The sequence below is a fragment of the Parvimonas micra genome, from assembly GCF_037482165.1.
Lineage (GTDB): Bacteria > Bacillota > Clostridia > Tissierellales > Peptoniphilaceae > Parvimonas.
The window spans coordinates 347,471-359,333 of record NZ_CP148048.1 but is presented as its reverse complement, the minus strand read 5'-3'; the positions used below and the strand labels follow the sequence as shown (position 1 = coordinate 359,333).

General features: G+C 26.8%; 14 protein-coding genes and 1 other RNA gene. 3 read left to right on the top strand and 12 right to left on the bottom strand.

Annotation, left to right across the window (positions count from 1 at the left end; all coding sequences use genetic code 11):
- The first annotated feature begins 1 nt into the window (after position 1).
- On the top strand, positions 2–919 hold the full coding sequence (locus tag WFJ11_RS01740; protein ID WP_293439958.1) for a TIGR01212 family radical SAM protein: 918 nt from the start codon (positions 2–4) through the stop codon (positions 917–919).
- Positions 920–948: 29 nt separating this feature from the next.
- Here WFJ11_RS01740 and WFJ11_RS01735 read toward each other — a convergent pair whose 3' ends face one another.
- The 11 genes from WFJ11_RS01735 to WFJ11_RS01685 all read right to left on the bottom strand — a co-directional run bounded on the left by WFJ11_RS01735 (position 949) and on the right by WFJ11_RS01685 (position 10,382).
- Entirely contained in the window at positions 949–1,113 is a 165-nt protein-coding gene (locus WFJ11_RS01735; RefSeq protein ID WP_293439967.1) for a DUF2087 domain-containing protein, read from the bottom strand.
- Positions 1,114–1,312: 199 nt separating this feature from the next.
- Positions 1,313–1,537 (bottom strand): transposon-encoded TnpW family protein, encoded by a 225-nt coding sequence (locus WFJ11_RS01730; RefSeq protein WP_150263186.1) that lies wholly within the window; start codon positions 1,535–1,537, stop codon positions 1,313–1,315.
- A gap of 174 nt (positions 1,538–1,711) precedes the next feature.
- Positions 1,712–2,080: an EXLDI protein gene (locus tag WFJ11_RS01725; RefSeq protein WP_041954457.1), complete on the bottom strand. Its 369-nt coding sequence runs from the start codon at positions 2,078–2,080 to the stop codon at positions 1,712–1,714.
- Between the two features lie 320 nt (positions 2,081–2,400).
- Entirely contained in the window at positions 2,401–3,705 is a 1,305-nt protein-coding gene (gene rsmB / locus WFJ11_RS01720) for a 16S rRNA (cytosine(967)-C(5))-methyltransferase RsmB (RefSeq protein WP_324001165.1), read from the bottom strand.
- Entirely contained in the window at positions 3,705–4,628 is a 924-nt protein-coding gene (fmt, locus tag WFJ11_RS01715; protein ID WP_324001167.1) for a methionyl-tRNA formyltransferase, read from the bottom strand. Before fmt ends, rsmB begins: the two co-directional genes overlap by 1 nt.
- Complete coding sequence (gene def, locus WFJ11_RS01710) at positions 4,628–5,122, bottom strand: peptide deformylase (protein WP_293440204.1); 495 nt, start codon at positions 5,120–5,122, stop codon at positions 4,628–4,630. The genes fmt and def overlap by 1 nt, the downstream gene beginning before the upstream one ends.
- Before the next feature lie 9 nt (positions 5,123–5,131).
- A complete protein-coding gene (gene priA / locus WFJ11_RS01705; protein ID WP_338817546.1) occupies positions 5,132–7,528 on the bottom strand; it encodes a primosomal protein N' in 2,397 nt (798 codons plus the stop codon).
- Positions 7,522–8,703, bottom strand: coding sequence for a bifunctional phosphopantothenoylcysteine decarboxylase/phosphopantothenate--cysteine ligase CoaBC (coaBC, locus tag WFJ11_RS01700; RefSeq protein ID WP_293440200.1), 1,182 nt, complete (start codon positions 8,701–8,703; stop codon positions 7,522–7,524). Before coaBC ends, priA begins: the two co-directional genes overlap by 7 nt.
- 1 nt (position 8,704) lies before the next feature.
- Complete coding sequence (rpoZ, locus tag WFJ11_RS01695) at positions 8,705–8,902, bottom strand: DNA-directed RNA polymerase subunit omega (RefSeq protein WP_004832943.1); 198 nt, start codon at positions 8,900–8,902, stop codon at positions 8,705–8,707.
- 12 nt (positions 8,903–8,914) lie between these two features.
- On the bottom strand, positions 8,915–9,484 hold the full coding sequence (gene gmk, locus WFJ11_RS01690) for a guanylate kinase (protein WP_293440197.1): 570 nt from the start codon (positions 9,482–9,484) through the stop codon (positions 8,915–8,917).
- 13 nt (positions 9,485–9,497) lie between these two features.
- Entirely contained in the window at positions 9,498–10,382 is an 885-nt protein-coding gene (locus WFJ11_RS01685) for a YicC/YloC family endoribonuclease (protein ID WP_338817545.1), read from the bottom strand.
- 197 nt (positions 10,383–10,579) lie between these two features.
- Here WFJ11_RS01685 and WFJ11_RS01680 point away from each other — a divergent pair, with 197 nt between their 5' ends.
- Together WFJ11_RS01680 and ssrA are read left to right on the top strand one after the other, a co-directional pair.
- Positions 10,580–10,966, top strand: coding sequence for a hypothetical protein (locus WFJ11_RS01680; protein ID WP_293440191.1), 387 nt, complete (start codon positions 10,580–10,582; stop codon positions 10,964–10,966).
- 59 nt (positions 10,967–11,025) lie between these two features.
- Positions 11,026–11,373, top strand: a transfer-messenger RNA (tmRNA) gene (gene ssrA / locus WFJ11_RS01675).
- Between the two features lie 139 nt (positions 11,374–11,512).
- Here ssrA and WFJ11_RS01670 read toward each other — a convergent pair.
- Positions 11,513–11,857, bottom strand: a complete 345-nt coding sequence (locus tag WFJ11_RS01670; protein WP_293440189.1) for a hypothetical protein — start codon at positions 11,855–11,857, stop codon at positions 11,513–11,515.
- Positions 11,858–11,863: the final 6 nt, after the last annotated feature.

Here is an 11,863-nt window from a genome sequence, read left to right as displayed (position 1 = left end):
TATGCAAAGATATAATGATTTAAGTTCTTATCTAAAGAAAAAATTCGGCTCAAGACTTTTAAAACTCTCCATCGATGGAGGGTTTTCTTGTCCAAATAGAAAAAATGGAAAAAAAGGCTGCAAATTTTGCTCAGAAACTGGAAGTGGAGAATTTACCACAAAAAGAAAATCAATAACAGAACAATTAAATGCTCAAATTAATTTTTTAAAAGAAAAAGATAAAAGCAATGGTTATATTGCCTACTTTCAAAGCTATACAAATACTTTTTTACCTGTAAAAGAACTAAGGAAAATGTACTATGAGGCAATAAATTTTCCAAATGTCAAAGTGCTATCCATAGCTACAAGAGCAGACTGTTTCAATGAAGATATTTATAATTTACTTGCAGAACTGAATGAAAAAATTGAAGTCTGGATTGAGCTTGGATTACAAAGCTCAAATGAAAAAACAAGAAATAATATGAATATTGGATACAGTACAAAAACATTTGAAAATTGTGTGAAAAAGCTTAAGGAATTAAATATAAAAACTATCTTTCATATAATTTTCGGACTTCCAAATGAAACAGCAAAAGATTATAAAAATACAATTGATTATGTGAATAGCAAAAAGCCTTGGGGAATTAAAATTCACAGTCTTTATATTCAGAACGATTGTGAACTATATGAGGAATCCTTAAAAAATAATTTCAAAGTAATAACTTGGGATGAATATATAGATGCTTTGATTATGGCAATAGAAAATTTAGACAAAGACATAATTATTCACAGGCTCACAGGAGATGGTGACAAAGAAAAACTTGTTGCTCCCCTTTGGTCAAAAGATAAAATTAAAACAATTGGAGAAATTAGTAAAATTCTAAAACAAAGAAATTCATATCAAGGAATAAACTACAAAAAGGACAAAGGAGCTTTATAAAAAGCTCCTTTAACATTTCTCTACTAAATTCAATCTAATACCGACTTATCAAAGAAATACTCGCTTCCATCATCAGTCCTTTTTAAAAGTTTGAAGTCAACCATATATCTTCTCAAATAGCAAAAATCTGCATAGTATTTCTTTAAAATTTCATTAATTTCTTTTTCTTTATATTTTCTCTCATCAAAACAAATAGAAGCTAAATAAACAAAAAGTTCATATTTATCTTTTTGTTTTTTTTTTGCATATTTAGAATCTTACCGTCTTTTATCCATTTATCTTTATTAAATTCCATAAATTTTCTCCAAAACAATTTATTAATTACTATAAATCTTACATTTTAGAAATATTGGAAACTAACTATTCCAAATATAAAAACAAAAACAGGAAAATTTACAATTTATCATTCCTGTAACAACTTGTCAAGGACTTTTTAATCAAAATCATCTTTTTTTCGTTCGATTTTCTCCGAAACTCCATCAACATTATTCTTGTCAGCTTATCTTGCATTGTTTCAGTCGCATTTTCATTGAAGTGGACAACAACCTCATAGGTGGTCTTTCCAATCTTTCTCTTTGTACTAATGCCTTTTCTATCTCTATTTTTCAGTTCCTCCATAAATTCTCCTTTCCGTTTTTTTAATTTTTGACAACAAAAAAGGAAATATCGGCTATTTGCTTTTACTTCCTCTTCAATGGTTTTATTTAATTGTTTCGCTTCTACAATCCGAGATTTAAATATATGAGTATAAAAATCTTATATTTTAATAATTACTATAATTAAACCAGTGGATTAAATGTCTAATATTTCTAAAATCTCTCCATTTTTATATTTTAACTCTATTTTTTCAATCAGTTCTTTTCCTAAATGTTTACTAAAGGTGCTTAGTTCTGAAGAAATCTCAAAAATAATATCATGTTCAACATTATCTGGAATAAAATCTGAATTATAACTATCTTTATTTGACCAATAATTCCAATTTACATCCGTTCTTTCATAATAAACATAATTTTGTTTTCTTGTAACATATACTCTTTTATTAGTTAATTTTCTTCCGTCTTCAGATTTGAAAAAATCAGAATATAATTTCATGCCTTCAAATTGCTTATATTCTCTGATTTTATTATTTGAAACGTTTAATTTTATTTCTTTATATTCCATAAATTACCTCCATATATTCAAAAATTGGACAAAAGTGAAAATCAAGGAACCCAAGGAAAACAAATTCCAATTTGTCAATTTCTTGTCCATCTCATTATATCACTTTTCCTACATTTTGTCTTTTACTCAAGCTAAATATTCATTTTTCTAATTATTTTTTAATCCACTATAAAATAGTACAAGATTTTTAAGTTTTTTTCTCTTTTGACTTATTTTATCCTTAAATAGTTCATCGTCTTGAGTCATTTCCTTCTGATTTACTAATTTTTGATTAAGACAATTTTCTTATAAAAAAAGATTTAAGACTAGTCCTCAATCCCTTAATTCTCTTTAACAAATTTTATTATAAAAAATCCATTATGTTTTTGTTTTTCAGGTAATAATTTTATAAATTTTTCTGATTTGCCTAAAAATTCAACTTCTTTTATTTTTAAATTTTTATGTTTTTCTAAAAAATATTTGACATTTTCTTCATTTTCACATTTCAAAACAGAGCAAGTGCTGTAAACTATCTCCCCTTTTTCTTTGAGATATTCTACTGCATTGTCAAAAATTTTTCTCTGCAATTTGATTATTTCATCAATAGTTTCTTTGCTTCTGAATAATTTTATTTCGGGCTTTCTGTCCATAACCCCAATTCCTGAACAAATCACATCACAAAGTATATAGTCGAATTGTTCTTTGTATTCCTCTTTGTAAATTGAAGCGTCAAAATTTAATAATTTTACATTTTTTACATTAAGTCTTTTACAATTTTCTTCTATCTTTTTTAATTTACTCCTTACAATATCATTTGCAAAAATTCCCCCTGTATTTTTCATCTGAAAAGCTAGATGACAAGTTTTTCCACCCGGTGCAGAACAGATATCTAAAACTTTTGAATTTTCTTTTGGAGCTAAAATTTCTCCCGTTAAGATACTTCCAACATCTTGAACCGTAAAATCTCCACTTTTAAAACTTTCAGTTTCCAATATATTAGTCGGATTTTCTACAAAATAAGTAAGTTTTGAAATTTCAGATTTTTTAAGCTTGTATCCGTCTTTTTCCAAGTCCTTAACAACTTTTTCTTCCGTTTTCTCAAAAGATGAAATTCTTATTGCAAAATGAGGTTTGGACATAGAATTTTCAAGAATTTTTATAGTCTCTTCCCTTCCATAATCTGCAAGTAATATTTTTACAATATCCGTATTTGCAGAGTATTTTATGGAAATAGCTTCCTCTTCACTCTCAACTTGAATCTTCATAAAATCTTCTTTATTTCTTAAAAAATTTCTTAAAGATCCATTAACAAAAGAAGAAAATTTTTTAAGTTTAAAAACTTTTGTAAGATTAACTGCCTCATTTATTATTGCAAATTCAGGAATTTTATCCATAAAAATAATCTGATAGATAGAAATTCTTAGAATGTTTAATATATATGGGTTGAACTTTTTTATTCTTAATTTACAGAGCTTTTTGATTATATAATCAAGATAAATTCTGTTTTCCAAAGTGCCATATACAACTTCTCTTAAAAATTTACTATCTAAATCAGAAATATTTTTTGTGTTTTTATTTAATAAATTTGTTGAATTTGAATTTTCATCTTTTATTTCACAAAGAATTTCAACCGCAAGTTTTCTCATTATCTTAAAATTTCTCCAACTTTTATAGAATTGCCACGAAGATAGTCTTTAACTAAAACTCTCTTTTTACCTGAAAATTGTATTTCTAAAAGTTTTATACTTCCATCCATAGTTTTAACAAAAATTGCATCATCCGAAACTTTAAAGATTGTTCCGACATTTTCATTTGGATTTTCATTTGAAATTTCAGCTCTATGAACTTTTATATTTTCTCCCATATATTCACAAAATGTGCTAGGCCAATTATAAAAACCTCTAATTTTGTTGAAAATATTTCTTGAAGTATCGTTAAAATCAAGTTTCCCCATTTCCTTTTTAATCATAGGAGCATAGGAAAATTTATCCCCCTGTTTAACTCTGTTTTTATAGTTATTCTCAAAGTCATTAATAGTTTTAACAATCAAATTTGAACCCATTTTCGATAATCTTTCATAAAGTGTTTCAGCATTATCTAAATCAGAAATTTCAGTTTCTTCAATGTCCAAAACATCTCCCGTATCAAGTCCAACATCTATTGACATAATACTAACACCTGTCTTTTCTAGACCGTTTACAATAGCCCAATTTATCGGTGCAGAACCTCTAAGTTCTGGTAAAATTGAAGCGTGAATATTTAAAATTTTTCCTTGCATAAAGTCGATTAATCTTTTATCAATTATCTGTCCAAATGCCACCACGACAATAAAATCAGGATTTATTTTTTTTACAATTTCAAAAAATTCATCACTTTTTACACTATCGGGAGTTATGACTTCAAGACCGAGTTCTAATGCTCTTTGCTTTACCGGAGTCGGTAATAATTTTTTTCTATTTCTGAGTTTGTCTTTTTGGGAAACAACTAAGGAAACTTCAAAATTTTCATTTAAAGTTTCTAAAGGCGGAACTGCAAAATCAGGAGTTCCCATAAAAATTATTTTTTTCATTATTCTTCCTCACCATAATACAATTTTTCATACATTTCAGCTTCTTCTCCATCTAAAGCTAAATCTGTAAATAAAATTCCATTTAAGTGATCTATTTCATGACATACACAAACAGCTAAAAGTCCTGTTGCATCAATAATTTGTTCGTTTCCATCAATATCTGTATATTTGAATTTTACTTTTTCAGGTCTTTTTACAAAACCTCTCACATCCGGAATTGAAAGACAGCCTTCAGGTCCAACTTGTTCTCCGGAACTTTCTAAAATTTCAGGATTTATCATTTTAAGTAATCCGTTTTCATCTCCGACATCTATCGTTACAAGTCTTTTTAAAATTCCAATTTGAGGACATGCAAGTCCAACTCCATCTGAATCATACATAGTTTCTACCATATCCTCTAGTAGATTTTTTATTTTATCATCTATAACTTCGACTTTCCTTGCCTTTTTTCTAAGAACAGGATCGCCGTCAATTCTAACATTTCTTAATGCCATTTTTCCTCCTTAATCTATTGTCAAAATTAATTTTCCATTTTTTTCGGTATTAAATGAATACTTTTTATTAAAAATTAATTCTGTCAAAAATTGTCTAAAGACATCATAGTCTTCTAAAACTTTTATAGTTAAATTATATCTATACACCATATTTACCCATTTTATCGCATCAGGATTAGGTCCCAGAATAATTATATTTTTTAAATTTATTTCTTTTTTAAATTTATCAAAAATTAAATCTCTTATCTGCTTTAATTCTTCCATACAATTTTCAACACTTTTACTTCTAAATTGAAAATTCACGATATGAGCCTTCGGCGGATATAGAAAACTTCTTCTAAAATTAATTTCCTCTTTAAAAAACTCTTCATAATTATGATCCGAAGAATTAACAATGCTGTAATGACTCGGTTTATATGTTTGAATTATTACTTTTCCCTCTCTATCTCCACGACCTGAACGACCTGCAACCTGTGTCAAAAGTTGAAAAGTTTTTTCAGCAGATTTAAAAGATGGAATATTCAAACTTATATCTGCAAGTACAACTCCTACCAAAGTTACATTCGGAAAGTCGAGTCCTTTTGAAATCATCTGAGTACCGATTAAAATATCAATTTCTTTATTTTTCATCTTTCGATAAACTTCTTCATAGACTCCTTTTTCTTTTGAAGTATCTGCATCAATTCTACAAACTTTAGCATTTTTAAAAGCATTTTTGATATATTCCTCTAAAGCTTCCGTTCCAAAACCGAATTCTTTTATGGACTGTTTAAAACAATTTGGACATATTTTAGGTTTTGGTTTAGTTCTTCCGCACATATGGCAAATACAAATATCTTTCCTATTATCTTTATGATAAGTCATAGAAATATCACAATAATCGCATTTTTGAACATAACCGCAACTTCGACAAAAAACAAAAGAACTTCTTCCACGTTTATTTAAAAATAAAATTACCTGTTCTTTTCTGTCCAAAGTTTTTTGAATTTCTTCATACAAACTATTACTTAAAATACTCTTATTTCCAAGCAACAATTCTTCACGCATATCAACAATTTCAACTTCAGGTAAAGAATTTTTTGTAGCTCTGTTTTTTAATTCCAAAAGTTTAATGTCATCACTATTTGTCCTTGCATAAATATTTACAGACGGAGTTGCGGAGCCTAAGACAAGTTTTGCTCCTGACAATCCGACTAAATATTCTGCCACTTCATGAGTATAATATTTTGGATTTTGATCGCTTATATAGCTTGATTCATGCTCTTCATCAATTATTACAAGTCCTAAATTCTTGATTGGGGAAAAAATCGCAGATCTTGCTCCTACAACAATCTTTATATCCTTATCTTGAATTTGTTTCCATTGATTTAATTTTTCAATCATAGTAAGTTTGGAGTGAATAATTGCAATATCATTTCCAAAACGTCCTGAAAATCTCTCTATAGTCTGTGGTGTAAGACTTATTTCAGGGACTAAAATTATACTGCTTTTTCCCTGTTCCAACATCTTTTCAACAAGTTGAAGATAAATTTCAGTCTTCCCACTTCCTGTTATTCCATGAATTAAAAATTTATTATTTTTGGAACTTAAAATATTGTCTAAAACTTCTTTTTGTTCTTTATTTAACTTTAATTTTTTATAGCTACTTGTTTCTTCAATAGAATTTTTATAAATTTTATTTTCAGTTAAAAAAAGTGCATCCATTGAAATTAAAGAATCTATTACAGTTTTTGTAAAGTTATTTTCTCTTAAATTTTTAACTCCAACAAAATCTTTTCCCTTTAAAAAATTTAAAAGTTCTAATTGTTTTACTGCATTTTTACGAATTTTTGAAAAATCAAAATCTTCATTTAGTTTGACAAATTTTTCTAAAAATTTATTTTCCGAGTTGTTATATTTATACTTTTTTACTAAAATTTCGTTTTCAATTAGATAATTTACTCTATTATCATAATTATAAAATTCTCTAATTTCCAAAATATTTTTTCTCTTTGAAAAAAATTCAGCCTCAACAGCAGAAAGCACATTGGATTTTTCTTTATTTAAAACAAAAAATTCTTCAATTTTACTCCAATCTCCGGGAGGCAAAACACAATTTAGACAATAAGAAAGATTTGTAATGTATTTTTCACTCATAAACTTTGCAAGTTTAATCTGTGTTTTACTTACAATTTCCCTTTCATCTATAACCATATTAATTTCTTTGAACTTTATATCTGTTTCAACATCTTTTTCATCTAAAATATTTATAACAAGTCCAACCGTGCCCTTATTTCCTTTACCAAAAGGGACAATTACTCTCTTACCTACTGAAATTTCTTCTTCAATATTTTTAGGGATTTTATAAGTAAAAATATTTTCAGCTCTTGATAGCAAAAAAGACTTAACAACAACTTCTGCTAACATATTTTCTCCAAAATAGCATCTAAAATTTTATCTGCAATTTCTCTCTTAGTTAAAACTTCCGTTTCAATTTCACTATCTTTAGTAATGATAGTAACCTTATTAAAATCAGAACCAAATCCTCTATCTTTTAATGAAACGTCATTTGCAACTATCATATCCAAATTTTTATTATTCAACTTTGAAATTGCATAATCTTTAACTGAATTTGTTTCAGCTGCGAAGCCTACAACAAATTGTGATTTTTTATACTCTGAAATACTTTTTAAAATATCAATATTATTTTCAAGCTCAATATTTTCAAAATTTTCAGTCTTTTTGATTTTAAAATCTTTTTTATTTTTTACCTTAAAATCAACTGGTGCAGCAGGCATAATTAAAATATCAGCTTCATCAAAATTTTCTTTTATTGAGTTATACATATCTTCATTAGTTTTTACATCAAAGTATTCAATTCCAAATTTTCTGTAATCACTATTAACTTTTCCGCACACTACTTTTACATCAGCTCCACGTCTTTTAGCACATAGTGCCAATTCATTTCCCATTTTTCCACTACTGTAATTTGAAATATATCTAACAGGATCAATATCTTCAACTGTAGCACCATTTCCTATTAACACCTTTTTTCCAAGCAAATCTTTTTTCACAAAATAGCTCTCAATTTCTTCAAAAATTCTTTCTGTTGTAGGAAATTTTCCTTTTCCATAATCACCACAAGCAAGACGACCATAATCCGGACTTAAAACAATATGTCTTTCCTTTAAAGTTTCAATATTTTTTTGAGTTACAGGATTTTCATACATATTAACATTCATAGATGGCACTAAAATCATCTTTTTAGTATATGCAAGTACGATATTTGTAATCAAATTATCTGCAATTCCGTGAACAATTTTAGCCATAGTATTTGCAGTAAGTGGAGCAATAACAAAACAATCTGCATTTTTTGCAAGTTTTATATGCTTAACCTCACTATCCATATCTCTTTCAAAAACATCACTATGAACCTTATTTTGACTCATTGTTTCAAAAATCAAAGGATTTATAAGTTTAGTTGCGTTTTCAGTCATAACAACATTAACTTCATATCCTGCCTTAACTAACATACTTACTAAGTCTAAAGACTTGTAAATTGCAATTCCAGAAGTTACTCCAACTAAAATATTTTTTTTCATCTTAATCTTCCTTTTCTTTTTTAGTTACCTTTTGAGCTACTATTTCTTGAAGTGCTTGAGTAATTGGTTTTTGTGCATCTGTTTCCATTAAATTTTTAGATCCGTTTACAATTCTTCTAGCTCTTTTACTTGTCATTACAACTAGAGCATATCTACTCTTATCAATTTTTTCTAATTCTTTAAATGATGGATTTATCATCTTTCATTCCTCCTATTTAATCTTTAATCTTTCGGCTTCAATAATCGCCTTCATTTTATCTACACTTTCATCTATAAAATCATTCACTATTGAATAATTATATTCATTTAAAAATTCAACTTCTTTTTTTGCATTATTCATTCTTAAATTTATAGTTTCTTCATCTTCCGTTCCACGTTCTACAAGTCTTCTCTTTAATTCTTCAAAATCTGGTGGCAAAACAAAAACTAAAACTGCATCAGGATAATTTTTCTTAACTTGTAGTGCTCCTTGAACGTCAATCTCTAAAATTACGACATCTCCATTATCAATAGAATTTAAAACAAAATCCTTAGGTGTTCCATAATAATTTCCATGAACTCTTGCATACTCTAAAAGTTTTTCATCTGCTATCATCTTTTCAAACTCATCATTTGAAACGAAAAAATAATTTTTCCCATGTTCTTCATTAGGTCTTTTATTTCTACTCGTTGCAGAAATTGAATACTTAATATCTTTATTATCTCTTAATAAAATATCGCAAATAGTACCTTTACCAACTCCTGACGGACCTGAAACAACCATCAAAAATCCCTTTTTCATACTACCTCCAAAACTACTCAACATTTTGAATTTGTTCTCTAAGTTTCTCTATAATAACCTTCATTTCAATAACATAAGTTGAAATCGCATAATTATTTGATTTACTTGCTATTGTATTGATTTCTCTATTCATCTCTTGTAATAAGAATTCAATTTTCTTACCAACTTGACTTTCTAGATTTAAAAACTTCTTAAAATTTTGAATATGTGAATGAAGTCTTGTAATTTCTTCGCTTATATCAAGTTTATCAGTATAAAAAATCACTTCAAGATTTAATCTGTTTATTTCACTTTCAGATAATTCATCAGAAAATTCATTTAGTTTTAATTTTAATCTCTCAATTTGATTATTTAAAACATCCTCTTTTCTATCTATGATATTTCCTAAATTATTTTCAAAAGCTAAAAGATTGTCCAACAAATCCTTATTCAGATTTTCTCCCTCAACAATTCTCATTGAAACAAGTTCATCGACTGCCTTTTCAATAGACTCTAAAACATTCTTCTTCAAATAATCTTCGTCTATTTCAGAAGTTTTAACATCAACTACATTTTCATTTCTAACAATATGCCCAATGCTTACAGAACTTTCTATCCCCAGATTTTTTGAAATATTTTTATAAGCCTCAAAATAAGCAGAAGCTAAATCATAATTAACATCCAAAGCGGAGTTATTTTCAGAAAACTTTTGTTTCCCTCTTATAAAAATATCAACCCGTCCTCTTGACAATTTTTTCCTCACAACTTTTTTTATATCTTCTTCACAAAAATTTAAAAAATATGGTAATTTAACTTGAATATCTAAAAATTTATGATTTACAGCTTTCATCTCAAAAGATAAATCATAATTTTCATCAACGAACTCACTTCTACCATAACCGGTCATTGATTTTAACATCTTTTTCTCCTTAAAAATTTAAATTATTTTTATATTAATAAATTATAAATCGGATAAAAATATTTTTCAATACTTTATTACGAAAATTTAATAATTTTTCTTTTAGACTGTTTTTTTAAAAAATACTTTACAAAAAAACTTTATAATCTTATAATAAAGTTGTAAATTGCTAATATTCATATAAAAAGGAGGATACTATGAAATTAATAAAAGAAAAAATTTACTCAATATTTAGTTTTTTAATATTTTTATTATACCTTTTGATTTTAGAACTATCAGCTGGATCTTATCCTTCTGATGAACCATATATGCATAGTTTAACAATATTTAAAAATATTCCATTAAGTATTTCTCTAATTTTTATATTTATATTTGTTTTATTATTGGTAACAAAAAAGACAAAATATCTTTTAACTATAAATGTTGGTATAATTTTATTTTTCATATTTAGAATTTATAACTTTTATAGATTTTATAAAAGATTATTTGACTATGGAATAACTATGATTTTATTTTTCTTTGCGATTGTTTCAATAATTACCATTTTTATATCAATTTCAAGAATTTTAAAAAAGTCTAATTGATTTTTCTTTTTTGAATTTGACATGATATAAAAATATGGGTATACTATACCTAGTAATATGGGGATGAACTGGCTTCGACGGGGAAGTTGCAGTATCATAAGCGAATTGTTGTATCCAATCAACATAAAAAGTGGTAAATTAAATATAAACGCAGAAAATAATAATTTTGCATTAGCTGCCTAGTCAGCTATTTGGAGTCTATTCTTTTCCCACAAAAGTCTAAACTCTATCATTAAATTCGTGGGCAACCTTTACAAAAGTTCTTAGATTTGTAATTGTATTTATAAGATACCTTTAACTGATTTTGTTAATTTATAGGTTATTGGGAAAATTAAAATTGACTGTATTCGGAGAAAGTGATATGAATGCTTTTTCGGACGTGGGTTCGACACCCACCATCTCCACCAAAAAACTCTTGTAAATAAGTTTTAAACAGCCTATTTGCAAGAGTTTTTTATTTGCGTTTTATAAAATGTTACTTAAAATTATATATAATAGCAACGTTTCAGCACCATAGGAAAAAGTCGATATTATACTATTATTAAATCAAAAGTCCTTAGGTTTTAGCCAAGTAAATTCAGTCAAAATATTATCAAAACAATCATAGTAATCTGATTTGTTTCTTTGACTTCCTACTGCCTTTTCTAATCTTATAATATAATCATTAGCAATAGGAGAATTACCAGATTTTATTTTAAACTTATTTCGAGAATAATATTTATACTCTAATCTTAAAAGCTGATTTAATTGTGAAAGAAAATTTCTTAATTGTCCTTTTGATTGATTTTTACATAATAATATTCCCTCTTCTGCTTTTTCAATATAAAAATTCCAATTTCTTTTTATTAAATCTTCTGATACTATTTCTTTATCAAATTTTAGAATTTCCACTAGTTT